Source organism: Veillonella rogosae JCM 15642 (assembly GCF_002959775.1).
Lineage (GTDB): Bacteria > Bacillota > Negativicutes > Veillonellales > Veillonellaceae > Veillonella > Veillonella rogosae.
Window position 1 is genome coordinate 236,955 of record NZ_PPCX01000010.1, and the last position, 23,962, is coordinate 260,916.

The window sequence follows — 23,962 nt, forward strand, 5'->3', positions numbered from 1 at the left end:
AGTTTTGTTTAAGTCGTTTGTACGAAGAATAATCCACCAGATAGATCTCGATTTATAAAAATATATCCGATGTTCTCAGTTAGATAAAAAATTTCATTTACTTCTTCAGGTAGATCCATTCCTAAGATTTGACCTATGAAAATATATTTTTCTAGAAAATCATCACTCTCTTGCTGTAAATATTCAGGTTGTCCTCCTAGAAAACTCATTTCATCTAAATTCTCAATAGGATTAATTGGATAAAATTTATCTAGGTTAAACTTGAACTGATTTTTATCTCCGATGATCACTCTCGTGTGTCCTTGAATAGCATCGTCAATTTCAGTAATGTAGTCAAGAAAATAATCTTCTTTATCATAATAAGAAAAAACGTAAATTGCTTTATCTTTATATTCCATATCCTGAAAATCTGTTTTAAATTGAGGTGCAATAGTTAATAGATTTTCAATTGGTATAAAAGCAACCAATGCTAACTCATGACCATCTGGCGCTATCACTTTATTTGAATAGTCTAAATCTAGCCCAACTAATATATTATTTATATTGGATTTGCTATCTAAAAAGTTAAAATTAACGTATCCATTTTTTTCCATTTAAATTCTCCTAAAAATTTAAGGGCATTTCTCACCTACTTTTTTCAATTTTCTAAGAAATTTCTTAGCTTCTTTTCTTAATCCTCCTCCAGAAGTTTTAGGTTTGTAACGATAATCCGCTAAATCTTATTAATTAATTGATATTTATCAATATTTTTAATTCGTCTGGTAGTTTGGCACCATTTCTATATGCCTTTTTAGCCCAAAATATGGCTTTTTCTTTATTGCCTTGTGTGAAAAATAAATCGGCTAAATTGGATTGGGCAATTGGATGTCCATTTTTTGCCGCTATCTCTAGCCATTTAAATGCCGAATCTTGATCTAAAGATACAAACATATGGTATTGATATAATTTGAATGCTGAGTTTTTATCTCCATTAGTGGCGTTCTTTTCGAGAATTTGAATTTCTTCATCTGAAAGCCAATAAGTACTACCTGTTGATATAAAGTTAGTCATTTTAAATTTCTTTCCGGATGTTGTTTACATGATATTAAAGGGGTGTACCTGTGCGTACCGCACATGCCCTACGTCAGGATTGGAAGTTTCATGCGGGCTACAACTTACTTATTCATCTTCATAAGCATCACCATAGCTTTGAAAAGAGGAATCTAACCAAAACCATTCTTTTTCATTGGAAACCAATTTCTCCAGTAGTTCTGTAAATGACTTAGCAATAATGGGAGACTCATCAGGTGTAGCATGAGTTTCTATAAAACTATCATAACAAAAACCAAATCTTTTTTGTTCTAATTTTTCAATTAATTCTTTGATTTTCATAAAATACTCCTTAGGACTAAGAGTTTTTGTTCAGGCTACAGCTTGCTAATTATTGATAATAGATTTTTTAGCTATATGTATTAGATCTTTATAATTCTCCATAAAAGGTTCTTCTAATGTGGATTCTAATAAGCACTCTAAGTCATATAGTATTTTTTGCTCAGCTTCATCAATAATTTGATTATTTTCAACGAACTTAACAAGCCATTCAAAAAAAACTAAGACTTCATGGTTGTTAAATTTAATAATATAGTCATTAGACTCTTTTCTAATTTCCATAATATTATAATGCTCCTCGAGAAACTACATTTTGCAAATGACTGGTAATGAGATTCTTAAAGAACCAATATTTCAGACGATCTTAAAGAGGATAGTGAGGTCGTCTGAAAAATAGAAGCTGCGTGCGTACCGCGCACACTTACGTCGGGATTGGAGGTTTCATACGGGCTACAACTTGCTATTCCCCCAACAATGTTTCTTTAAATAAGCTATCAAGTGATTCATATAACATTTCCATTTCCGATGAATCATGGTAATAAATAAAAATATGTCCCTGTTGATCCATTAAAATAGGATTACCTGAACCATCATCTGATATTGCATAAAGTTTATTCATTGGTTGTTCATGTAATTCTAAAAGTTTTTGAAATCCCTGAGTTAATTCGATAACTGTTTCTTTTCCAATTAATGTTGAATTATGGAAAGCATGGATATCCAAACCAGCGCTTGCGCCGCCGAATTTTTTAATAAATTCAATGTAATCATCGTGAAATTTTATTCCTAAAATATTTTCAGCATGTTTAATTTCCTCACTACTAGCGGGTATCCCTTTAAGCTCAGGGTAATCTTGAAAATATTTAATAAGTAAATTCATTGTTTCGTAACTAATCATTTAATACCTCTTCTAGATAATTCTTTTAAAGCTTGGTCGTACCAGAACTCGCGCTTCCATTGATTAAATTCATCTCTATTGTCAATGCCGCATTTATTTCCTGTTTCACGATTGCAATACTGGTTTTGCAAGCGGAAGGGCTAGTATGCGCTATCCGTTACCTTGATTTCCTCATTCAGACGACCCCAGCCAGTGTAGTTGCCGAACAATAAGAGGTTGCCGAGGTCATCGTAGTAGTAACTTGTGCCGTTGTAGGTTTTCAGGCGGTTATCTTGAACGGTAGGGATAACGAGTTATTTAATCAAATTTATTTTCAAATCGCATAAAAAAACATCCTTTATACCTATTCAATAAAAGAATATTATCATTATTCTCAATAATAAATATTTTTTCATATAGAAAATTTGGAAAATCAGCCAATACATCTGTAACAGCACTATCTATTGCTTCATACTCATCATCTGTCAGTGGCGAATCAATATATACATAAAGAGTAAATAATTCTTCAGTCATATCAAATGCAATAAGTCTGACTTTTTTACAAATTGCTCCAAGAAAAGCCGTTTGCATACTTAAAATAATTTCTTTTTTTTTCATAATTAATTCCTCAGATAAAATATAGAATTTATGTTATATCAGGCAATGCAGGAATAATATGGGCTCTTTTTTGGATGAATGAATTATTCCCCATTCTGTCGGAGTCTCATCTCCTGTATCCTTATCAACATAACTTCCAATAAATCCTGAGGATTTGCAGACAGAAGGGCTGGTATGCGCTATCTGTTACCTTGGTTTCCTCTTTCAGACGCCCTCAGGCGGTGTATTCGCCGTACCACAACAGATTGCTGTCCTTATCGGTCATTTCTCTTGGGATGCCGATTTTGTCGCAGTGGAAGTAGTGGGTTTGCTGGCGGCTTTCACCGTCTTCGGTTATCCAATCGCGGACTTGGGCCAAGAGGGCGTAGCCGTCAGAATCGGTGTAGATATAGGTATATCTGCCGTCCCAAACGAATCCGGTTTCCTCTTCGAGGTCGTCTGAAAAACAAAAACCGCGTGCGTGCCACATACACCCTACGTCAGGATTGAAAGTTTTGTGCGAGCTACGGCTTGTTACAAAGACTAATTATTGCATAATTTGTTGTTTTAATTTTTGGTCAAAAGAATTTTCCAGGAAGATCAAATCATGCTTGCTAAACAATCCATTATCATTTTCTAATACTTTTTTATCAAACAATAAAATATTCTGTATTAAAGGATCATTTAGTGGTAATTCATTCTTATTTATAATAAAAATAGCGGTTAATGCTTTAAAACGAAAAGCCTCTGGATAAAGTGCTAAATATTTTAAAACTTCTTTGCTACCGGAATGGAAGGCCATAATGATTGGAATATGATCTTGTTGCAAATGCTTTAATACATCTGGATAGATGTTTTTTGCATCATTCTCAGATTCAGGTAATTTAATGGTATCTCCATAAGGAAATGAGGTAATAGGGGGAGCTTTAAAAAAATGCGCCTGCGAGATAGATGGTTGTACAAATACTAAGTCATATGGATTTGACGATTTATCATAAGGAGGAACATTTTGGGAGAAAAAATTTCCCATTTCAGAATTGTATGCATATAGGTGAAGTATGACCCCCTCGAAAGTACGAGAATTGCTAAAGGATATTTCACCATAAACATATTTTCCTTTTTTAAATTTAATCCTATCTTTTAGAAAATTAGCATCAGGAATATTCAAATTATTTTTTAAATATTCAATAAGCCCTTGAATAAATTCTTTACTTTTCATAATTATCATCCTTAAAATCAATCTTTGAATACTAAAGTCATAAAGCTAGCAACGCCTTTGGCTGAACCCACATCCGTTTGCTTATCCTTATTTTTTGTTGAAACCATATATGCAGTCCAGTTTCACGGTCGGCATACTGGTTTTGAAGACGAAAGCAGATTTGCGGTTGAGGCGTACGTCAAGAAACTATTTAAATTCTTCCAATAATTTTTTTCTTAATTCCGCAAATTCATCCGATAAATTATTTTTGAGTTCAGTATAAATTTCATCATCGATTTTACTTTGAGTGAATAGTGTCTTTTTAATATAAGGGATAACTTTTTTAGAACTAATTGAAATTAAAAATGCAATAATTTCATTGTAAATATAAGATTTTTCATTAAATTGGCTTAGTTTATGTATTAGTAAATTTTCAATTGATTCTGATTTATAATGTTTTCCTTTTAATCCATACAATACCCATGAAATAATTTTGTGATGCTTGTTGTTTAAATTTTTTATAAGATATTCTTTTATATAATTTCTTTTTGGGAAATATGCAGAACTAAATGCAATAGAAATAATTATAGAATATCTATTTATATTCCAAATAGAACTAATATTATTTTCTATAGTGCGAAACGCTTCTTCTCCTAGATTATATTTTTTGAATAGATGTCCTAAAGAAGATATTGCAGATGATTTCACTTTAATACTTTTGTCATTTTGAATAGAGTAAATTAATATAGAGAAAATTTCTTTCAATTCCGTAGTGCTAAGTTCTTCTTGTATTTGTCCCAAAATAAAATTTGCAATTTCTCTATGTTTACTATATCGACTTGTTAAGAGGGTGTTTTTGATTATATCAATAATCTCTTTATACTGAAAAAATTGTAGTCTTTTTGCTGCTTCATATTGAATAATAGAATTAGAATGTAGTAGTTTTTCTAATAAGTCATTGATTGATAGATCTTTACATTCTAAAAAAGCGTCAAAACTTGAAATTCTATCATTTACCATATTATTTTTTCCGTGCTTTGAAAATACTCATTTATTTTTTCATAAACTTGATTAGCAACCCCAGTATCTACTTGATTACCATTTGCTGCCATCATTACTGTATCAAGAGCTTTTTTCCCTTATTCATAAATAATACCTATACCTAAAGTTACAAGCGCAGCTTTACTTAACGCAATCAATTCAGAGCCAATAAGGGGTATTGCAAAAACTGCCAAGCCTTTAGGGTCGATCCATCTTTATCGGTCATCTCTCGAGGGATACCGATTTGGTCGCGGTGAAAGTAGTGGGTTTCTTGGCGGTTTTCGCTGTCTTCATTGGTCCGGGTACGGACCTGTGCCAAGGGTTCGTAGCTGTCGTTTTGTCCTCTCCCCAGCCCTCTCCCACGAGAGAGGGAGTAGATGTTGGGATGGAAAAAGTTCATCCAACACTTCTTTGATTTATATTAATCCCAATAAGAGTCTAAATTATTTAATTCCTTCCACTCTTCCAAAGAATAAAGAAAAGGCAAAGAAAATTTTTCCAATAATTTACCCTTTAAATTTTCTGATACCATGAATGCTCCTGAATAATTGTGATTGGAAGACAATAAAATATCCTTATCTGAATTAGTATATGCCTCCAGTGAAAAATCATCTTCATCTAATGCTAAATCTGGGTAAACAATTTCATCCTCAATTTCCCAATTAACTATTCTTACTAAATAATAGACTTCGTTCGTCAATAACTCACCTTTTGTATTGACAATAATTGCTTTACTCATTCCAAAATCATAGTCAAACCCATATTTTTTTATAAATTCCAAAAAACGCGCTGACATGATAAAGAAATCATTATATGGAAGAAAATCAAAAGTAACACCTCTTGCTTTCTTTAAGCAGACATAAACCTTTTCAGGCATTGGAGGAATTTCTTGCCCCTTTACGAACCAACTCCAGGGAAAGTCAAAATCAGGATGTGTTTTTTTAGGGTTGAATACCTCCGATATACCTAAGACTCCACTACTTACTCGTGGTAATCCCATTTTTTCTGCTTTATCCATACTTTGTAGAGCATATCCCCACACTAATAACTTTTTCATAATACCCTCCTAAGATTATGGCTTGTTACACTTACTATATATACACGACGCTACGCCAGTTTATTAATCATCAGGATTTTCTTCCAAACAATTTAAAAACTCATCAAATGATTTCGCAATAATAATTGAATTTTTTTTAAAATTAGCTTCTCTTGATATATTTTCACTCCATACGTCCCTTACATAATAAATAATTTGCCAACTATTTTTTTCTAAACAGAGGTAATTCCCTCCCCAATCAAAAGCAAAAGGAATCAGATTTTTAGGTAACTCATTAAGTTTCCATTCATTTATTGCTCTTCCTTCCAATGTAAAATCTGGATCATCCTCAAATTGCTTAGAATATTTCATTGGAATGAAGTCGCGAATTTCAATATAGTCATAATCGATATTATCATTGACAAAATAAGAAAGGTTGGGATCACCTCCATTCCATTTGAAATAATGTGACTTAAATGAAGATGGAAAAGATACTTCTAATTTTTTCTCAACATCATTGATATCAATTTCAGATAAATTTTTATCGCAATCATAAAAGCTAAGCATAACAACCTCCTTTAACAATTTAACAAGCACCAGTTTTATTCTCTCTTCTCTTTTGGAGAGGTTTTCTTACCTCAATGTTATTTTTATAAATTTTGATTAGATTTCCTCTCATCATATTCACAAGCAAAATCCATTACTTTTTACTTGCTCCAATTTTAAACCTAATTTTTTTATAAAGCCATCTTAGGATGTGCGTTCTTATTTATGTCGAGATTGGAGGTTTCATACGGGCTACGGTATGCTTTGAAATCTATTTTTGAACGTAAGAAATTTATCATATGAATTTAGTTGTTCAGCAGAATAATTTTCCATAATCTCAGAATTATCACTATCTACAATAGAAACAAAAAATATGACATTATTTGTTTTTTTCTTATCTATATTTTCTATTGCTTTTTTAAATCCTTCTATAATTGAATCATATACTTCCGCCTGATATTGCTCAAAATTATCTTCTGATATTAATGTATTTGCATCATTAAGAATATTTTGAATCTCATTATTGAATATACTATCTATTTTCTCAGGAACCTCTCCAAGTCCTATTGCAAATTGAGGGTAATACCATTTAATAAAAGGCTGATCTTCTTTTGAGTAGATTACTTTTTCTATTTCGTAGTGAGAAATAGTGTTAGCAGCCCACCCCAGATATGAACAATAGTCATCAATATATAATGTATAGGCAAAAACTTCATTAGAATTATATCTTTCTAATACAAATTTAAATGACTCTGTAACTCCTTTAGATACATTCTGGATTAAATCTTGAATTATATAATTACTTAAAATACTCATTTTAGTTTTCCTTTTATAAGTTTTTGTTATCAATCAGTTTCTATGCACATTTACTACGTGATCCGTATTTTCCAAAAACCTTACCACCAATTCTAGTTAATTGCTTACTCATGTATCTATCTGTTTGAGCTTTGTTATACTTATCCAATACTTTTGAATAAATTCTTTAAATTTAATTAATATGAAAGTCCTTTGGCTATGATGTTTACAGCATAGCCTTGAGTTATATTTATTCATATAAAGTTAAATTCTTTTCTGTGCTTTTATATATATCTGTATAGAAATAAATTCTATTATCTTTTATCTCTTTCAGATAAACCAAGTCTTCGATCCCCCCAATATACTCAATTGATAAATCATCTAAATTTAATATTGCAAGCCTAAATCCAACAACGCAAAATCGTCTAATGAAAACTGGAATATATATTTTTCTATTGAAATACAACAAAGGTCCTCCAAAACCCTGTTCTTTAATAATAACTTGACCGTTAATGGATAGACTTCCAACTAAGGGAGAACCTTGATTTACTTCCATCAAATCAAGGTAACTGACTTCCCATTCGTCAAAAAAATTTTTTTCTTGAAAGTCTAAAGGAGTTTCATTCAAAATTTTTAACTTAGACATTTTTATATTTTTTCTTGTCAAAGAATTGAAATCTTCTTCTAATTCTACAAGGAGTTTACCAACTTCATTATTAAATGGCCAAGAATCAATTACTATCCGAGACAATAAAAATTCTTTTCCTTTATTTTGTTGAAAAATACTTTCTGAATTTAGATAATTAATCATGTCATATAGTTCATTTTTTATAGAAATCAACTGCTGTTTATTTGTATAACTATATTCATCACAATTATTAATCATTTTATCAATTTCGACTAAAACTATATTAATCTTTTTTATAAATTGCTCCTGATTCATTGTCTTAGTAACCTTTCTAAGTCATTAATATATTTTTGTGTTTGTCCACCAGGCAACCCCTAACCTTGAGGTGCAGCTTTATCTTCAATATTAGTTGTTCCTAATAGCCGTTGCGGCAGCAGCCGTGGAAATCGAATTATTAAAGAACATGATTACTTACGCCGTCTGAAAATTTTTCAGACGACCTTACGGGGGCGTTAGAGCTTGGGAAAGCCTATGTGTTGTACTTAGTATCTCTAATATTCATATTCCCTGGTGAAATACCTTCTTCTGATTCTACAAAAAGTTCTTCATTCTCTACTTTCTTTTTTGAAAAAGGTGTTTGGCATAAGGGAGGGTGTAATTTTAAGTAATAATTGATGGGTGATAAACCTAATTTATTAGTTTGTAAAGGGTCAGCATTTTTCTGAATTAATAAATCAATTAAATCTAGTTGCAAGTTGATTGAATGGTTTTCCATAAAGCAAAAATGAAGACAGTTATTGCCACAATGATCAACAATACTCACATTAGCTCCGTTTTCTATTAGTGAGTTGGCTTTATCTTTATCTCCAGATTTTATAGCAAGCATTAATGGAGTTCTTCCATCGCTATCCTGATGATTAATTAAGTATTTCAGTTTTTTTATAATTTTTTTTATAGGTTTTATTACTATTTTCCTTTAAGGTGTTATCTAAAATATTATACGCTAATAAATGTAGTACGGTTTCATTATCTTCTGTAAGTATATCTAATTTAACGCTATGCTTAATGAGAATGTCGACATAGTTCGTTAAGCCAAAACGACAGCAATGTTCTAATAAAGTCTGATTGGAGTCAGACTCATCAAAAGAGAATGATAGATTAGGATCTAATCCTTCATTAAGCAATGTATTAAGCTTATATGTATTTTCTTTATCGTCAATAGATAATATTAAATCTATTAGAATTTCTTTAATTTCTAAGTTTTTCATAATAATTTTCACAACAATTGAATACCCCTGATCTCTTTTGACCTTTCGTTAATCGTCCTGTATTATTTTTTACCTCAATAAAATAGATTTTTCCATCTTTCATTGCGACTATATCAGGACGAATTCGGACCTTTTCAATTTTTCCCCTGTTCTATCGAGAACTTTATTTGTTACTTCATCTGATTAAATTTTAAAACCTCTACTTTTTAAATACTTAGTTGCTTTATCAATTCCACGTTGAGCACTCTCTGATTGCACGGATAATCCTAATGGATCAACCCACCCTTGCGCATTCGGCGCAAAAGCATACAGATTCTCCCCACCAATAGGATCCTGATTCACAAACCGATCCGCATCAAGTTGTAGTACAACCCAGCTTCATGGTCGCAAAACTGGTTCTGCAGACTGAACGGCTGGTGAGCAGTTCCGGATATGTTGGTTTCACTCTTCAGTTTGCCCCAACCGTAATAATCGCCGAACCAAACCAGATTGCCGTCCTTATCGACAATCTCGCGTGGGATGTCGATTTGGTCGCAGTGGACGTAGTGGGTTTGTTGGCGGCTTTCGCCTTCTTCGGTTGTCCAGTTGCGTACCTGCGCCAAAGGTTCGTAACTGTCGGGATCGGTGTAGAAATAGGTATACCTGCCGTCCCAAACAAATCTGGTTTCTTCTTCGAGGCCGTCTGAATCTTCTTCGTTTTTCAGATGGCCTTTGCCTATCCTTCTGCCTAAGGCATTGTAGCTGTACACCCAAGTTTCTTTCGTACCATCTTTTTTAAAGAATTCCGCTTTAACCAGTTGGTCATGCAGGTCGTAGAAGTAGTTCTGCACTTTTCCGTTGGCTAGTTCCCAGTGGGTCAGGTCATCGAAGTAGCCGTAGTAATAGCTGCTGTCATTGGAAGCTTCTAAGTCGTTTTTCTGATAGCCGGTTATCGTAGGTCAAGTTTTCTTTAGATGTCAGTAGTATCTCAGCATAACGATATTTTGCGCAGAAATGTTATTTTTTAGTGATAACAATACCCTCTAGTCCAACAGATGAATTTATATAATGAAAATTATATATTTCTTTATCTTCTATAAAGGGATTTATACAAGGAAAAAGTTTAATAATTTCATTTGGAATATCTTCTTTTCCCCATTCATATATATCAAAAATAATATTTTGGTCCGAAACGTTGTTAAAATGAAAAAAAATTACTGAATTAAAAAAGATATTATTTTCATCAGATGAAAGTAATACGAGTAATTGATCATTTTTCTTATATAAAAAACCAACAATTTCCTTGTCATGTATATTCATTTCTTTTTTGCCCCAATTGCCCAGTTCTACTACCTTCTTAGCCTTCTGCTAATTGGTTTTCTAGCTAACCCTAATGGATCAACCCCTCCCAGTGCATTCATCGAAAACTGATAAAAGTTTGTCCCACCCATCAACCCAATCGGATCCTGATTCACAAACTGACCCGCATCAGGCTCATAGTACCTGAAGAAGTTGTAATGCAGCCCAGTTTCAAGGTCGCAATACTGGTTGACGGCTTTCGCTGTCTGCGGTTGTCCAATTGCGGACCTGTGCCAAAGGTTCGTAAGAACTGGAGGTTTTGTGTGGGCTACGGTTTGCTATGGCTTACTTGTGATTACCAGCTAGTAATAGGTCTATGCAAATTTATCCAAAATTTTAATAATGATTGTTCAAAAAAACGAAATTCGGACAGATCTTTTTCTACAACTAGACCTAATTCTTTGAAAAGATATTTAGATTTCGTTCTCTCAATAACATCATATTGACTTAATAACTCAGTAAGCCCTTTTTTTGATGATATATCCATTTCATTATAGTATATTGCAAACTCTACTTTCTTATCATTGAAAATTGTAACCTCAGTTAACTTTTCATTATCAAACCTTAGTACAAAATTGTTTATCTCTATAATATTTTTTACCTTCGGGATAACATTGTTTGATATGTCATATTTTCTTATAACATCTGATAGAGAACAATTTAATTCAAAATCGCCTATGCTCTTATAAGGAATAAATATTAATTTATCATGATTTAAAGTTGGTTTTTTAAGTTTACTTTTTTGAAAGTCTGAGTACTTTTTACCTTTATTATCATATAAATCTCTTATACTCTCATCGTAAATTAATATCTGCAGAAACAAATTATCCTTATAGTCAACATATAAAACTAAATTATATTTTGGAAAAATATAAAAATAATTTTCTTCATCCGAAACTTCTATTAGAGGATCCCCCTCTTCTAAAAATTTTTCAAGATTTGAAAAGTTAATAACTTTTCCATTTAAGCAAAATTCATCACAATTCCTCAAGGAAGATACAGTAATCAATTCTGAATCAGATTGTATCTTGTGTTTTTTATTAAACTCTAATGAATAATTAGGATTATTTAAAATAACATCATCAAAGTCAGCCTTTTTTTGACCCAATACAATTCCATCCAAAGAATTATTTAATATTTTCAACATAATATATATCCTTTCCTGTATTTGTCTATGTCAATTAGCTTCTCAGCCATCAGGAAAAACGACCTCTAGATAGAATGCCATTGCTAATGAGATTGTTAAAGAACAAATGTTTCAGACGACCTCAAAGAAAATAGTGAGGTCGTCTGAAAAATAGAAACCGCGTGCGTGCGTACCGCACATATCCTACGTCAGGACTGAAGGTTTTCTCCGGGCTACGGCTTGCTGTAATCAATAACAGGAATTGGGTAGTTTTGAATTACATAGACATCATCAACATTACAAGTCTCATATATCCATTTATTCCAGTTATCTATTACCCATTGTCTATCTATTCCAGCAAAGTTATTTGATTCAGCTTCCTTTGGAAGTTTAATTAAAATCAATCCCGCTTTATGACCAGTAGATACAACAAGACCAAATTTTCTATCACTATCTGGAAATTCAACTAATATCAGATCAACATATTTTTCATGTGGATATGAACCTGGAAATCTAAAAACGGTACCATGCGTCAAATTACTATGATAATTTACTAATTTCTGCATCATTTAATCCTTATATCGTGTTCACTACTAGAACCTTGTTTACCTTTTTCATTTAAACACATATCAACTTCACCCATGTGTTTACCCTTCTTATTTAGTTTTTCAAACCTTCCATGTTGTGTATCTAAAGAATAAAAGTTTGTACCATCAGTATATATTGTCCTCTTTGGATTTAATCTTTCAATATTTTTTGCTCTTGTCCAAGTAGGCGTAGCGGCGGTTAAGTACGGTACAAAAAAGATCGTCTGAAAATATCGAATCTTACTTTTTGGTTTTTTTCTTAGAATTTAATTCTTCTTTACGTTGCTTATAAAATTGCCAATATTTTTTGTCTTCCATAGAGAAAGGTGTGTAACGTAGCTCATTATAAGTTAGGTCAAAATATTTATAGGCATTTTCCATATCACCCAATTCGTAATAAACGATTCCTGTCCATATAAACACACCTGCTGCAGGTTCATCTTTTCGTGCCTCAAGTGCAACTAACATCCACTCAAGGGCTTTTTGATAATCACCTAATTTTTTATAATTTTCTGAAATACCACAGGCGATTGCCGAAGTAGGCTCAACGAATTGAGTGGCTGGTTTGGGTAAAAGTTCCCATGCTTGATTCAGAATATCAATGCTTTCCTCCGGCGTAGTTGCATCATTTGAGTTACATACAAAATCATTGATTTTTTTGTTTAATTCATAATTTACTTGATCTAAATACATAATTTATCCTTCTTATGTGCATTCTTTAAAGAGTATTTATTACTATGTTGGTCCGGTTGTGTACCTGTGCCAAGGGTTCGTAGCTGTCGGGATTGGAGGTTTCATACGGGCTACGGCTGCTCAAACATCTTAAGCATTATAATTTAGATAATCTTTAATAAAATATTCAAAGTTGTCCCAATGTTTGCTAAATTGTTTATTTTCTATAAACTTTTGAATAGTGGGAGCCTCTACAAAAAAAACCTCATCAGTATTTTTATCATACAGGATATAATCATCCAACTCATTATTCAACAGGGAAAAATAATTATCAGGTAAGCCAATATTTTTTCTCAAAATTTCTGTTTGGCTACTTGAAAAATCCTCTAAGTCCATTGCTAAATCAACCAAATATCCAATTTTCCCATAAATTTCATCACTATATGTTGCCCAAAATTCAATGAAGTCATGATTTACCTCCCCAAAACCTAACTCTTTGAATAATTTACGATATTCCTCCTGACTTTCTGGGAATATTCTACCAAATTCATCATTAAGATACTCCTTAAAATCATTATCTAACATAACAAACCTCTCTATTGTAAATAAAGGATGTAAAGCATTTGTCCTATCTGTAGGATCTTGATTTAGCAATTTGCACTTTCCTAAGTTAAACTTTAGTAATATTCTTTATAGAATCATACATTCATTCTTTCAAATAACTAATATTATCTTCTTCGCAAGATAAGAAGTAGTCATAATTATTTATGTCTATTTTCTCACATAAATAAGGTTCAATTACTTTTGCAACTTCATTTGATATCCAATATTCTTCATACATCGGGCTAGTTTCATGAAAAATTTTTTGTAGAAAATTAAGAGGTGGTTCATTCTTAAAATGTATGACTTCAATAAATTTTTCTCCATTTTTTTCGAATTTTGATATAAATCTTATGATTTTTTTCACCGTTCTATCCTTCTGTTTTTAATAGGGTCTTTTAATTGTTTGCCAGTCTTAGAGGAAAATGCGCCAAGGTGTTTTCCTCGTTTATCATATTTTTCAACTTCTCCATGTTGAGAGTCACATTCTAGAATGCAGGCTCCAGTGATGGGGCTTCGATAGGCGAAACCGCGTATGTGCGTACCGCACGCACCCTACGTCAGGATTCGATGTTTCATACGGGCTACGGCTTGCTATTCTGATAGTAGAAAACTTGTTATTAAAACATCTATATTATCAATTAATTTAATAGGAACTATCACTGTATACAGTAAATTTTCATCAAATGAACTATTAAAATCATATATAGTATCATAATTATCATCTACAATGATTTTTATAATTTTCTTTTTATTGGGAGCTCGTGCTGAAAAAATGGGATTCCCATCCATAAATGACGTGCCATCAGAATACGTAGTTTTAAAGTATGGAAAAACCCATTTTTCTCTATTGATTGAATTTATATTAAGTAGTTTTACAAATATATTTTCAATATACTGTTCTAAGATTCATAGTAGATTTTACTAACTTTCTAGAATTTTCGTCTGGGCTAATTATTTTTGTAAGTAGAAATTTTTTCTTATTAAATTTGTTGTAGTAAAGATTTAATCCATTTTGAAGAAAAACGACAAGCTCATCATCATCTTGATATATAGAATGTATATCCCCATTTAATTTGCTTAATTTCAAATTTTCAAATGTCAATATAGAAGATATTCTTTTACTCTTAATTTTTTTATGGTTAGAGATTTCTATTTGCTCTCCCTTAAGTATACCTTTACTTTCATCGTATATAAAAGATATATCATATCCCTTAAAATAAAAGTAATACATTACAATATCCTTTCCGAATGACTCATTGCTGTTCTCTTTTAGGAAGCATGATATATTTTCGGTTGAGAAATCCTTTAAAAAAGTACCGTTTTCTAAAAAATCTCTTATTTTAAAAATCTTAGCTGCCATCTGATCCTCCTAATACTTTTAAAGTAGTAAAGAAATCTCTCGTGTTATTTGGAAAATTTTGGACAGCTGCTTCAGCAACATTTTTTAATTTGGCTTTGTTTTTTGGGATTTTGTACAAAATCATCAACAGCTTCTACAATTTTTCCATTGGGAAAGGTTATTTTCCTCGTTTATCATATTTTTCAACTTCTCCATGTTAAGTATATCTTCCGTCCGGGTGGATTTCTTGCAAGAGGTGGCTGGTATTACATAGTCTTAAAATTTCTACTACGTAAACAATGCTAGAATTTTCTACATATTACGATATTACCAAGTTATAGCTTGCACAAATTATTGTGCCAAATACCCTGTGTCATAATCTAAATCGTCAGTTTCCACAAACTCATCTAAGAAAATATATATTTCTTCTATATCTACTTGAATTGGTATGTTTATTGCATGGAAATTTGCATTAAATGCTTCAGACTCACATCCAAGATCTATTAGTTTAGCTAATATTTTATCTTTAAATTTCTGATTTTCATTAAAGAAAACAATCCGCAATGTACTATTTTTACTATAAATTATAGTTTTATCATATAGTAAGTAATTTTCTTCCTTTTGTATTACGCTAACAATATCACCAAAAGAGACTTCTTTGCTATAAAAAGGAATATTATTTATTTTAAGATAGCCTTCTTCAGTCACTTCTGCCCAAATGCTTTCCATAGATACTGGAGGATAACCATCAATTACTTCTAGATTTAAAAAAAGCTTTTTCATTTTAATTACCTCATATAACCTTGCTACCTACTGTAGGATCTTGACTTAACAATTCGCACTTTCTTAAGTTAAACCTTAGTCATATTCTTTATAGAATTAACCATTAATTCTTCCTAATAACTACTATTTTCATGGCAAATAGTTGTTTCTTTGTCTTTGAAAAAAAATATCCTCTTGAGTCAGATATGTCAACCATTCCTTTTGAACGCTCTGAGGTTTGTGAGAGGGACAAGTCATGGCGGTACGGTTGCCGTTGTAGTAGAAGCAGGTGATGCTGTGGTGGTTGGCGGCACGGACGAGGGTATGGATTAAGCATCCCAATATATCGCGTTTGAACTCGGTAATCCGCAGCGGGGGTTGGCCGTCGAGGCTGTCTGAAAGGGGGGAAACGACCTTACGGGGCAATAGAGCTTGGGAAAACCTATGTTTACTCAGTATCTCTAATATTCATATTTCCTGGTGAAATACCTACTTCTGATTCTACAAAAAGTTCCCCATCCTCCTCTACGATAAATGAATTTCCAGTTCTAAATATTAAATTATATAATCCCTCATAAAATTTACCTCCCAAATAATATAAATCTCCAGAATCAGGAATAAAATAAATTCTTCCCAGTTCATCAATAAGGATTTCTCGGTTATCTGCAAAGCCGAAATTTCTTAATTTTTTGCCAATAGATTTTTGATAAAAAATATAATCTTCATCATCTATAGAGTAGTCAAGTAAGGTATTTGTAGTTTCCCCCAAAGTTATGCAGTACCGTAGATAGAAAGATGCGTCCATTACCACGATAATAAGCGTCATAGCTAATTGTTAAATACCATATTTTTCTTAGAATTTTAGAATGAAATATTCAGCCTTATTGACGCCTGTTTGGAGTCATAGATGAACAAAAGGGAATTCCATGCCAATTCAGGTCCTTTAAATTCGAGTACTGGAGCACTTTTTAGTACACAATATGATTTTAAAGGAGGATATAAATTAAGAAAATTTTGAATAATTTTTGATTCTAAGATGTTTTTAGTTAAATAAAAATAGTCATTAAATAAGATATCAATTTCCTTTTTGTATATGTCAATAAATATTTTTCCTTCTTCTCCAAGGTAATAAATATTTTCTTGAAATAAATAAATACCTTCTTGTATATTTTTAAAATTTATTAATTTAGTTTTTTCTTTAATGTCTTTAATATCATTAAAGTTTAAGGAGAGATTATTGATGACAATGTTTTTTTGTTGTATAAATAATTTAATTTGATTCATATGTAATTTTACCTCCTGAAAGATCGAAGTTTGCCAGTACTTGTTAATTTCGGTTTATCCATATCTCGAATATAATATTGGGTTGCTCCCCCATCGCCATATTTTTTATTTGCTTTTGATTTTCCTACGCAAATATCTTCTTCTACTACAAATATATGTAATTGTTTTCTCATGTCACGTGCGGCAGTAGCATTTCCACTATGTCTCACCTGTACAGAATCGTTAAATGCTCTGGCATTTCCTCTTGCAGAACGTACAGCGTATCCTCGAACAAAATAATTCCCATGGGCAGAAGCCATACCTGTCGGCCCATGTGGATACAGTGTAAACAATATTGTCCCTTTTTCTAGGACAACATTTTTCCAATTATCTACACCTGAATAGTCCTTACTTCCTTGCTAGCCAGCCGCTTCACCGGCAGGATCTTGTCCTGCACATGGATCATTACATGTTCCAGGCGATTTTTTAGAACTTAACCCTAATGTGTCAGCCCACATTTGACTGTTTTGTAAAGCCCAATAGAGGTTACTACCACCAGCCAATCCAATCGGATCTTGGTTGATAAATCTTCCACATTCCGGCTCATAGTACTCTGTTCGCAGAATTGCTAGCTTAATCAGTGTTCACCATTCTACTGTAGCAAGAGAATTAAATCGCATTGAAGGCGAATATTCTGCGATTAAAGCACAGCAGTTAGCAATTAGTAAGTCCGCTAATAAAGGTCGTCCTTTAGGTTTATTAATAAGACCATTGTATCCCAAAGTTTTGTATTTATGAACCCATTGATACAGTTATCCAGAGTTAATACCCGCTACAATAGCTACTGCCCTTAAACCTTGACCAGAAAGAACTTGGCATACTAACTCATATTTTTCTTTTAAATTCATAACTATATCTCATGAAAATACCCCCTTTACTGGTTATCCAGTAAAGGGGGTACATATCATAACCTAAAGGGCTTTCTAATGTGGCGGAGATAATAGGATGGGACCTAATAAAACCACTAAATATATACTATTATATAATTAACTATCTTCAAGGGGAAACGGATGGGGAAATACTATTAATCATCGAAATAATACCTATTTACAATTTCTTCTAACTAATCAGATTAAGATTTAACTTCAACTAGAAAAGCAATTGCTTCTAACTCTTCTATCTTAGTATATTCACTCCTAGCTTTAAATATAGCATACTTTAAATCTGATTTATTGACGTTAGGATATTTTTTCTTTATAGTCTGAAAAATTAAATCCATTAAACCTTTTCGTGATTTGTCAGGATTTATATTAAAATATTTAAAATCTGAAAATTCACGAATTTTAATAAAACCTGTATCTTTAATTAACGGGCCTATTATGTCTTCATGATTAAATTTAGGGATGTCCCCCAATAAATTTTTTAGTGAACAATATCTACACGATACTACATCATACTTACTATTTTGTAAAATTTTTTTAGCAGTTATATAGCCTCTGTCAATATCTTTCTTTTTATATTTATTGGGATCGATAACAGATCTTCTTACTTTAATTAAATTAAATTCAAGATTTTTACCAGTCTCTCCAACCTTAGGATCAAATATTTCTTCATTGTAACAGGATTCTATTGTTTCGAGAAAGTTTTTAGTAGTTCGTTCTGCATTTTGTCTTTCTTCATAGAGTGCTTTGGCTTTGGCTTGCTCTTCTTTTACTTGCTTTCGACCTTCTGCTGTCCATGTTCTTGTATCGCTAGTAACACCTGTAGTTTTTCTAAATACCGTTACAAATATAGCAACGCATACCTGTATAATCAATGTATGTAATGACATATTAATCTCTCCTTACTAAATAAACTATACTAATCACACTACTTAAAAATATGCACAAATGAGGAGCAAGAATAAAGAATGCTAAAAAACAAATCACAGCCAATGCGGCAGCTATTAAACCCAATAATACGTTCAACATAAAACCTCCTATAAACACAACTTCATATTAAATTCATGGTAGCATAATGAAGGCAAAAAGAAAAGCCCCGGCTGTTGAGCCAGGGCTTAATTTAATTAACTACATTTCTCTAATTTTCTTTTGAATACTATTAACGATACTGTTAATACTATTATTTAATATAGATATATATAGACGGTTACGAATCTTAACCCAGTAAGAAGAAGTCGTTTTAATTTCGTCTTCTAACGGCTTAATAATACTAGTCATTTCTGCTTCGACTAAAGCTTTAATATCGTCGAATTTAAGACCTTTTAATACGTTAAGAGCATTTACTTTAGCCAGTTCGACCGCATCGTTAACGATTTTTTTACTTAAATCATTCATTATTTAAATCTCCTTCATAAACATAGCTAATGCTTCTTGTTTTTCATTATCCATACGATCGTATACGCCTTGACGTACATCGTAGCCTAATCGCGGACTAATCCATTCGTCACTTTTATTAGACTCGTAGATGCCGACGATTAAATCATAATCGAAACGTAATGCATCTACCCAGGATAAGTTCCATTCTTCAGTATAACCAGGTACATATCTTAATGCTTCGTTAAATAAATCGACCACATTACCAGGTCCATATTGTACAGCTCTAGACCAGATAACATCTTTTAAAGCATTAGAATGGTTATCGGCATGGAAACCTTCGTTAGCTAAATATCGACATGCTCGATCATAGTATTCGCTTTTAATAAAGTCGTGTTGCATTCTTAAAAAGCCTTCTGGATCAGCTGACGCTAAATACTTCCATTGATTAATAAAAGCATCGCTATTAATATCGTATTGATTTAAGCTATTCGCATAATCAGTATAATAACCACCATATAAAATGCCCCATTCTAGGAATGCGTCGACACTGCCCACATTACTAGCTAATTGATAAGCTCCGTAACTAATACCGCCTAAATCACCATATCCAGTGCTAACACATCCAGGTCTACCGTTAGACTCGTATGCCGCACTTAAATCGCCTAATGCCATTTGTCTTCTCCTTTACGAATAATTGCGGCTCCACCGATGAAGCCGACTAAACCAGAAGCTATATTTGTCGATAATTCTGTTCGATCCCATAGTATCGACATAATTAATGCGACTACGAGACCGCCGACAGCTATTAACTGAACTATCGCTTGTAATTTGTCGTTATTGAACATAAAACCTCGTATTATAAAAGGAGCCCCGTTAAAGGCTCCTTTATTTAAATTATTTATTAATTTTGTCTCGTAAGGCTTCAAGCTTGTCGGATAAGTTATCGATACGTGTATGACTCAATTTAGTAGATTCCTCTACTATCGAGATACGACGATCGAGTGCTCGGCGATCTTCCCTCGAAGCCTCTATCTGTTTTTGCAATTCTTTATATTGTTCATTGATGTTCTCGAGGATCGCTAACGTCTTCTTCTCGAAGGCCTTGCGATCGGCTTGATTATCTTCGATACTATGGATCGCTTTAATAAAACCACCGATTAACGTTACAATGCCAATAATCGACATAATAATTTCTACTGTTGTCATAGGCTCTCCTTATTGTTCGTTAAACTCATAATATTATGCCTCCGGAGTACCGTTAGCTGCTAATACTTGTTTTCTAAAGGCTTTAATATCAGAGGCTTGTTGTAACTGTTGTTGTGCTTGTTGAGAGAAGGTTAAATATAATTCAAATGGTTTATTATCGATCTTATTAACGTCTATCCTAGAACCATCTCTTTCAGTGATTTTGTAGATACATACTTCGATATTTTTATGCTGCTGACCATTATTATCGATAACATAGTTTACACTAATAAATACGATAAATAACATATAATTTTTAAATAAGTGAACGTAATTACCTGGAGATAAATTTCCATAATACCGTTCTTTATCGTCATAAAATGGAGCATAAATTTCATTATTTGCATAATATACTGGAGCTAAAGAAATAGTATCGACTGTCTTATCGGAGTAGGAAATAAAGCCGATTTTAGACATTTCTCTTAAATTCATCGCTTGAAGCATGATAGATGAGTCTATTAATAAGATTGGAGTTTCTCCAAATGTTCCTACTTTTAACGTAGTCGATTTATTTGTCGGAGCTAAAAAATCGCTTAGATTCTTTGGAATTCTTTCAGAAAAACCGTCAGATTTTAGATAAAGAGTATTATAATCGGCTAGTGGCTGATTTCTGTAGCCTTTTAGCCAGTTGTAAGCATTAACGTCGTTAAAGACTATTTCCTTGCCGTTGCGAAGTCTTAGTTTAAGATTGTCGTTATGACCGTTAAATACGACATTAGAGCTATCTTTTGTCGTAAAGCTACGATAAGCTGTTTCTCGAGGAAAGTAAGTTCCGTTAGTGATGCCAATGTCGTTATTATAACCATAATTAAAATGACCACGAATATCATTATCTTTAGTAACGCCGCCACCGATCTCGACCATCTGATATTTATTAGCTCTAATCGCATTTTTATCGCTAGTTCTGACATATAAAGCTTCGTTGCCATTTTCATAACGGAATTTATTAACGATATACCAGTCTGGTTCCTTAGTCGTAATTTTATTAATTTCGTCGGCAAATTTGCTTAATTTACCTTCGGACGTTACACCTTTAGCTGTAATAGCTTCTTTAATAGCTTTTTTCTTAATTTGAATACTATTTACTTCATTAATAATATTTTGTACTGTCATATAGTATTCTCCTTAATCATTAACATTTTTAAATGCAGTTAATAAAGAATTTATGTCGTTATTATATTGATTCTTTAATACATAATCGTTGAGACTAGTTTTAGCAGCATAACTGTTTAAGTCTGTTTTTTTAGCATACGTATTAGAAGCATCCGTTTTAGATAAATAATCATTTAAAGTAGTCTTAGTAGCATAAGCGTTAGCCGCATCGTTTTTACTTAGATACGTAGTATTCGCGTTAGCCGTTGTTAAATAGCTATTAAGATTTGTTTTAGTGGCATAATCGTTAAGACTAGCTTTAGTCGCATATATATTAGATGCATCGGTTTTAGATAAATATGTACTATTAGCTGCCGCTATCGTTACATAGCTATTTAAACTAGCCGTCGTAGCATATGTACTATTAGCATCTGTTTTACTTAAATATGTATTATTCGCACTAACTGTTGTTACATAATTATTTAAATCGGTTTTCTTAGCGAAAGGAGTTAAGTCGATATTTTCAGCAGTACCAGGAGGACCTTGAATACCTTGTGGACCTTGAGGACCAGGGTCGCCTTTATCGCCCTTCGGGCCTTGAGGACCGCGTAATGCTTCGAGCTGTTGTTGTGTAAAATCAGAATACTTAAAGGCATCGCCCTTCGGACCTCGTGGACCAGTCGGACCAATCGGACCAGCTTCACCACGAGGACCGGTAGGACCGGTTAAACCAGTATCGCCCTTCTCGCCTCTAAGACCTTGAATACCTTGAGGGCCTTGTAAACCTTGAGGTCCTCTTAATGCTTCGAGTTGCTGCTGCGTAAAATCAGAATATTTAAAAGCATCACCTTTTGGACCTTGTGGACCGATATCGCCACGAATACCTTGTTCTCCACGAGGACCAGTTAGGCCAATATCACCTTTTGGTCCTTTTAAGCCTTGCAGTTGAGTCGGAGTAAAATCTTCATATTTAAAAGGATCGCCTTTAGGGCCTTGAGGACCGACTTCACCACGATCACCTTTCGGGCCCTTAAGTAAAGTTAATTGTTCAGCTGTAAAGTCGGTATATTTGAAAGCATCGCCCTTATCGCCTTTAGGGCCGGCTTCGCCACGAATACCTTGCGCACCACTTAAGTCAATAAAGAATGTAAGGCCGGTCGCTTCTTTTAAATAAACTTTAGCGTTATCTTCATCGTCAGTAGTCGAACTAATCATAACTAATTTATTTAACGGAATATTATTTAAATCGTTATTCATAGCAGTTAAAGAAGGATACGTTTTAAAGATATCGAAACCTTCACCACGATCACCCTTGTCGCCTTTTATACCAGCTGGACCAGTAGGACCGACTTCACCACGAGGACCTTGAGGACCGACTTCGCCAGGATCACCTTTAGGACCTTGAGGACCGCGTAAAGCGTTAATCTGTTCCGGAGTGAAATCGGCGTATGTGAAAAGTAAACCCATTTGACCAGGATCACCTTTATCGCCTTTAGGTCCAATCGGACCAGTTAAACCCGGGATACCTTGTGGACCAATCGGACCACGTTCACCTTGTACACCACGTTGTCCTTCTGGACCTTGAATACCACGAGGACCTTGAGGACCTGGCTCGCCTTTTGGACCGATCGGGCCTTGAGGACCGGGATAACCGGTCTCTCCTCGAGGTCCTTTAATCTTAGCTAATTCTTCTGGTGATAAGTCAGATAATTTAAACGCATCACCTTTATCCCCCTTAGCACCTTTAAGCGATGCTAACCATTCATCGACGGTACCAGTGAAGCCTTCTTGTTTAGCGATTTCATAAGCCGATAAACCACGAATCTCTTTAAGGGCCTCTTTAGATAAAACAATATTTCTATCATGGCCACGTTTTAATTTAATCATTGACTACACCCCGCCTTTAATAGCACTTCACCATAACATACTACTTCGTCTTTATCTTCGTGATCTAAACGAATATCGTAGTAGAATGTTTCCTCTTTGATATTGTCGTAGGAGAAAACGATAGTCGATGTACATTCACTGTTAAATAATAAGTCGACACAGTTAGTATCATTATTAAATTTTGGAGTTAACGTAAGTACGACGCCACCTTGAGGGTTATTGCGACGTACCTTACACGTTAATACTCCTTCTTGATAGCGGATAATCTCCTTAGTACTATCATCTTCGACTTGAATATTAAAGACATGATCGTGTCCTTGATACACGTCGAGATGTAGATAAGGGATGCCGCCGAATCTAATTTGATTCATTATTTAAC

At 33.2% G+C, this 23,962-nt stretch carries 40 protein-coding genes and 2 pseudogenes; 1 reads left to right on the forward strand and 41 read right to left on the reverse strand.

Annotation, left to right across the window (positions count from 1 at the left end; translation table 11 throughout):
* Nucleotides 1–8 precede the first annotated feature (8 nt).
* From VRHSUH09_RS06295 to VRHSUH09_RS10680, 32 genes and pseudogenes are all read right to left on the reverse strand, one after another.
* Complete coding sequence (locus VRHSUH09_RS06295; RefSeq protein ID WP_054746967.1) at nucleotides 9–593, reverse strand: hypothetical protein; 585 nt, start codon at nucleotides 591–593, stop codon at nucleotides 9–11.
* Between the two features lie 133 nt (nucleotides 594–726).
* The gene (locus tag VRHSUH09_RS06300; protein WP_054746969.1) at nucleotides 727–1,050 is read right to left on the reverse strand and encodes a tetratricopeptide repeat protein; all 324 of its coding nucleotides are present in this window, start codon (nucleotides 1,048–1,050) and stop codon (nucleotides 727–729) included.
* Nucleotides 1,051–1,158: 108 nt separating this feature from the next.
* Nucleotides 1,159–1,371 (reverse strand): hypothetical protein, encoded by a 213-nt coding sequence (locus tag VRHSUH09_RS06305; RefSeq protein ID WP_238672549.1) that lies wholly within the window; start codon nucleotides 1,369–1,371, stop codon nucleotides 1,159–1,161.
* 45 nt (nucleotides 1,372–1,416) lie between these two features.
* Nucleotides 1,417–1,650: a hypothetical protein gene (locus VRHSUH09_RS06310; RefSeq protein ID WP_054746971.1), complete on the reverse strand. Its 234-nt coding sequence runs from the start codon at nucleotides 1,648–1,650 to the stop codon at nucleotides 1,417–1,419.
* A gap of 178 nt (nucleotides 1,651–1,828) precedes the next feature.
* The gene (locus tag VRHSUH09_RS06315; RefSeq protein ID WP_105081705.1) at nucleotides 1,829–2,263 is read right to left on the reverse strand and encodes an SMI1/KNR4 family protein; all 435 of its coding nucleotides are present in this window, start codon (nucleotides 2,261–2,263) and stop codon (nucleotides 1,829–1,831) included.
* Between the two features lie 297 nt (nucleotides 2,264–2,560).
* Entirely contained in the window at nucleotides 2,561–2,860 is a 300-nt protein-coding gene (locus VRHSUH09_RS06320) for a MafI2 family immunity protein (protein ID WP_054746974.1), read from the reverse strand.
* Between the two features lie 214 nt (nucleotides 2,861–3,074).
* On the reverse strand, nucleotides 3,075–3,329 hold the full coding sequence (locus VRHSUH09_RS06325; RefSeq protein ID WP_054746976.1) for an RHS domain-containing protein: 255 nt from the start codon (nucleotides 3,327–3,329) through the stop codon (nucleotides 3,075–3,077).
* A 57-nt stretch (nucleotides 3,330–3,386) separates the two neighbouring features.
* Nucleotides 3,387–4,058 (reverse strand): growth inhibitor PemK, encoded by a 672-nt coding sequence (locus tag VRHSUH09_RS06330; RefSeq protein ID WP_105081706.1) that lies wholly within the window; start codon nucleotides 4,056–4,058, stop codon nucleotides 3,387–3,389.
* A gap of 186 nt (nucleotides 4,059–4,244) precedes the next feature.
* The gene (locus VRHSUH09_RS06335; protein WP_054746980.1) at nucleotides 4,245–5,057 is read right to left on the reverse strand and encodes a hypothetical protein; all 813 of its coding nucleotides are present in this window, start codon (nucleotides 5,055–5,057) and stop codon (nucleotides 4,245–4,247) included.
* Nucleotides 5,051–5,155, reverse strand: a pseudogene (locus VRHSUH09_RS10660) (polymorphic toxin type 34 domain-containing protein); the annotation flags it as partial. The pseudogene VRHSUH09_RS10660 and the gene VRHSUH09_RS06335, both read right to left, overlap by 7 nt.
* 344 nt (nucleotides 5,156–5,499) lie before the next feature.
* Nucleotides 5,500–6,135 carry an Imm43 family immunity protein gene (locus VRHSUH09_RS06345; RefSeq protein WP_105081708.1) on the reverse strand — a complete coding sequence of 212 codons (636 nt, stop codon included), beginning with the start codon at nucleotides 6,133–6,135 and terminating at the stop codon, nucleotides 5,500–5,502.
* A 63-nt stretch (nucleotides 6,136–6,198) separates the two neighbouring features.
* Nucleotides 6,199–6,681 carry an SMI1/KNR4 family protein gene (locus VRHSUH09_RS06350; protein ID WP_105081709.1) on the reverse strand — a complete coding sequence of 161 codons (483 nt, stop codon included), beginning with the start codon at nucleotides 6,679–6,681 and terminating at the stop codon, nucleotides 6,199–6,201.
* A 231-nt stretch (nucleotides 6,682–6,912) separates the two neighbouring features.
* Nucleotides 6,913–7,476 (reverse strand): DUF4303 domain-containing protein, encoded by a 564-nt coding sequence (locus VRHSUH09_RS06355; protein ID WP_054746987.1) that lies wholly within the window; start codon nucleotides 7,474–7,476, stop codon nucleotides 6,913–6,915.
* 229 nt (nucleotides 7,477–7,705) lie between these two features.
* Complete coding sequence (locus VRHSUH09_RS10570) at nucleotides 7,706–8,398, reverse strand: hypothetical protein (RefSeq protein WP_105081710.1); 693 nt, start codon at nucleotides 8,396–8,398, stop codon at nucleotides 7,706–7,708.
* 214 nt (nucleotides 8,399–8,612) lie between these two features.
* Nucleotides 8,613–9,053, reverse strand: a complete 441-nt coding sequence (locus tag VRHSUH09_RS10515) for an ankyrin repeat domain-containing protein (RefSeq protein WP_105081854.1) — start codon at nucleotides 9,051–9,053, stop codon at nucleotides 8,613–8,615.
* On the reverse strand, nucleotides 9,001–9,363 hold the full coding sequence (locus VRHSUH09_RS06370; protein WP_054746991.1) for a hypothetical protein: 363 nt from the start codon (nucleotides 9,361–9,363) through the stop codon (nucleotides 9,001–9,003). Before VRHSUH09_RS06370 ends, VRHSUH09_RS10515 begins: the two co-directional genes overlap by 53 nt.
* A gap of 326 nt (nucleotides 9,364–9,689) precedes the next feature.
* Nucleotides 9,690–10,181, reverse strand: a complete 492-nt coding sequence (locus tag VRHSUH09_RS06375; protein ID WP_218017065.1) for an RHS domain-containing protein — start codon at nucleotides 10,179–10,181, stop codon at nucleotides 9,690–9,692.
* A gap of 166 nt (nucleotides 10,182–10,347) precedes the next feature.
* Nucleotides 10,348–10,650, reverse strand: a complete 303-nt coding sequence (locus tag VRHSUH09_RS06380; protein WP_105081712.1) for a hypothetical protein — start codon at nucleotides 10,648–10,650, stop codon at nucleotides 10,348–10,350.
* A 29-nt stretch (nucleotides 10,651–10,679) separates the two neighbouring features.
* Nucleotides 10,680–10,910, reverse strand: coding sequence for an RHS repeat-associated core domain-containing protein (locus VRHSUH09_RS10665; protein ID WP_105081713.1), 231 nt, complete (start codon nucleotides 10,908–10,910; stop codon nucleotides 10,680–10,682).
* Between the two features lie 74 nt (nucleotides 10,911–10,984).
* A complete protein-coding gene (locus VRHSUH09_RS06390) occupies nucleotides 10,985–11,836 on the reverse strand; it encodes a hypothetical protein (protein WP_105081714.1) in 852 nt (283 codons plus the stop codon).
* A 212-nt stretch (nucleotides 11,837–12,048) separates the two neighbouring features.
* Nucleotides 12,049–12,384 (reverse strand): Imm45 family immunity protein, encoded by a 336-nt coding sequence (gene imm45, locus VRHSUH09_RS06395; RefSeq protein ID WP_054746996.1) that lies wholly within the window; start codon nucleotides 12,382–12,384, stop codon nucleotides 12,049–12,051.
* Nucleotides 12,381–12,668 carry a colicin E3/pyocin S6 family cytotoxin gene (locus VRHSUH09_RS10670; protein WP_174683242.1) on the reverse strand — a complete coding sequence of 96 codons (288 nt, stop codon included), beginning with the start codon at nucleotides 12,666–12,668 and terminating at the stop codon, nucleotides 12,381–12,383. Before VRHSUH09_RS10670 ends, imm45 begins: the two co-directional genes overlap by 4 nt.
* Entirely contained in the window at nucleotides 12,643–13,095 is a 453-nt protein-coding gene (locus VRHSUH09_RS06405) for a tetratricopeptide repeat protein (RefSeq protein WP_105081715.1), read from the reverse strand. The genes VRHSUH09_RS10670 and VRHSUH09_RS06405 overlap by 26 nt, the downstream gene beginning before the upstream one ends.
* 129 nt (nucleotides 13,096–13,224) lie before the next feature.
* On the reverse strand, nucleotides 13,225–13,659 hold the full coding sequence (locus VRHSUH09_RS06410; protein ID WP_105081026.1) for a hypothetical protein: 435 nt from the start codon (nucleotides 13,657–13,659) through the stop codon (nucleotides 13,225–13,227).
* 121 nt (nucleotides 13,660–13,780) lie between these two features.
* A complete protein-coding gene (locus VRHSUH09_RS06415) occupies nucleotides 13,781–14,041 on the reverse strand; it encodes a DUF7683 domain-containing protein (RefSeq protein ID WP_054747039.1) in 261 nt (86 codons plus the stop codon).
* Nucleotides 14,038–14,211, reverse strand: a complete 174-nt coding sequence (locus VRHSUH09_RS10675; RefSeq protein ID WP_105081045.1) for a colicin E3/pyocin S6 family cytotoxin — start codon at nucleotides 14,209–14,211, stop codon at nucleotides 14,038–14,040. The genes VRHSUH09_RS06415 and VRHSUH09_RS10675 overlap by 4 nt, the downstream gene beginning before the upstream one ends.
* Before the next feature lie 352 nt (nucleotides 14,212–14,563).
* The gene (locus tag VRHSUH09_RS06430) at nucleotides 14,564–15,037 is read right to left on the reverse strand and encodes a hypothetical protein (protein ID WP_054747043.1); all 474 of its coding nucleotides are present in this window, start codon (nucleotides 15,035–15,037) and stop codon (nucleotides 14,564–14,566) included.
* A gap of 330 nt (nucleotides 15,038–15,367) precedes the next feature.
* On the reverse strand, nucleotides 15,368–15,799 hold the full coding sequence (locus VRHSUH09_RS06435; RefSeq protein ID WP_105081716.1) for a DUF4265 domain-containing protein: 432 nt from the start codon (nucleotides 15,797–15,799) through the stop codon (nucleotides 15,368–15,370).
* Nucleotides 15,800–16,226: 427 nt separating this feature from the next.
* On the reverse strand, nucleotides 16,227–16,583 hold the full coding sequence (locus VRHSUH09_RS06445; RefSeq protein WP_218017066.1) for a hypothetical protein: 357 nt from the start codon (nucleotides 16,581–16,583) through the stop codon (nucleotides 16,227–16,229).
* Nucleotides 16,584–16,639: 56 nt separating this feature from the next.
* Complete coding sequence (locus VRHSUH09_RS06450) at nucleotides 16,640–17,062, reverse strand: hypothetical protein (protein WP_049514526.1); 423 nt, start codon at nucleotides 17,060–17,062, stop codon at nucleotides 16,640–16,642.
* Between the two features lie 8 nt (nucleotides 17,063–17,070).
* A complete protein-coding gene (locus tag VRHSUH09_RS06455; RefSeq protein WP_146104578.1) occupies nucleotides 17,071–17,361 on the reverse strand; it encodes a hypothetical protein in 291 nt (96 codons plus the stop codon).
* Between the two features lie 99 nt (nucleotides 17,362–17,460).
* Nucleotides 17,461–17,604, reverse strand: coding sequence for a hypothetical protein (locus VRHSUH09_RS10680; protein WP_252895772.1), 144 nt, complete (start codon nucleotides 17,602–17,604; stop codon nucleotides 17,461–17,463).
* Between the two features lie 46 nt (nucleotides 17,605–17,650).
* Between VRHSUH09_RS10680 and VRHSUH09_RS10685 the strand changes: the two are divergent.
* Nucleotides 17,651–17,800, forward strand: a pseudogene (locus VRHSUH09_RS10685) (helix-turn-helix domain-containing protein); the annotation flags it as partial.
* Between the two features lie 373 nt (nucleotides 17,801–18,173).
* Here the strand turns inward: VRHSUH09_RS10685 and VRHSUH09_RS06475 are convergent.
* The 9 genes from VRHSUH09_RS06475 to VRHSUH09_RS06510 form a co-directional block, all read right to left on the reverse strand.
* Nucleotides 18,174–18,872, reverse strand: coding sequence for a hypothetical protein (locus tag VRHSUH09_RS06475; RefSeq protein WP_105081718.1), 699 nt, complete (start codon nucleotides 18,870–18,872; stop codon nucleotides 18,174–18,176).
* Between the two features lies 1 nt (nucleotide 18,873).
* Nucleotides 18,874–19,011 carry a hypothetical protein gene (locus VRHSUH09_RS10415; protein WP_167386482.1) on the reverse strand — a complete coding sequence of 46 codons (138 nt, stop codon included), beginning with the start codon at nucleotides 19,009–19,011 and terminating at the stop codon, nucleotides 18,874–18,876.
* Nucleotides 19,012–19,110: 99 nt separating this feature from the next.
* Nucleotides 19,111–19,377, reverse strand: coding sequence for a hypothetical protein (locus VRHSUH09_RS06480; RefSeq protein ID WP_174683240.1), 267 nt, complete (start codon nucleotides 19,375–19,377; stop codon nucleotides 19,111–19,113).
* 3 nt (nucleotides 19,378–19,380) lie between these two features.
* Nucleotides 19,381–20,031, reverse strand: a complete 651-nt coding sequence (locus VRHSUH09_RS06485; RefSeq protein ID WP_105081719.1) for a VgrG-related protein — start codon at nucleotides 20,029–20,031, stop codon at nucleotides 19,381–19,383.
* On the reverse strand, nucleotides 20,022–20,204 hold the full coding sequence (locus VRHSUH09_RS06490) for a hypothetical protein (protein WP_054747055.1): 183 nt from the start codon (nucleotides 20,202–20,204) through the stop codon (nucleotides 20,022–20,024). Before VRHSUH09_RS06490 ends, VRHSUH09_RS06485 begins: the two co-directional genes overlap by 10 nt.
* 49 nt (nucleotides 20,205–20,253) lie before the next feature.
* Entirely contained in the window at nucleotides 20,254–20,565 is a 312-nt protein-coding gene (locus VRHSUH09_RS06495; protein WP_054747057.1) for a hypothetical protein, read from the reverse strand.
* A 33-nt stretch (nucleotides 20,566–20,598) separates the two neighbouring features.
* Entirely contained in the window at nucleotides 20,599–21,717 is a 1,119-nt protein-coding gene (locus VRHSUH09_RS06500) for a hypothetical protein (RefSeq protein WP_054747059.1), read from the reverse strand.
* Nucleotides 21,718–21,729: 12 nt separating this feature from the next.
* Nucleotides 21,730–23,583: a collagen-like protein gene (locus tag VRHSUH09_RS06505; RefSeq protein WP_105081720.1), complete on the reverse strand. Its 1,854-nt coding sequence runs from the start codon at nucleotides 23,581–23,583 to the stop codon at nucleotides 21,730–21,732.
* Entirely contained in the window at nucleotides 23,580–23,954 is a 375-nt protein-coding gene (locus VRHSUH09_RS06510; protein WP_105081721.1) for a hypothetical protein, read from the reverse strand. The genes VRHSUH09_RS06505 and VRHSUH09_RS06510 overlap by 4 nt, the downstream gene beginning before the upstream one ends.
* Nucleotides 23,955–23,962: the final 8 nt, after the last annotated feature.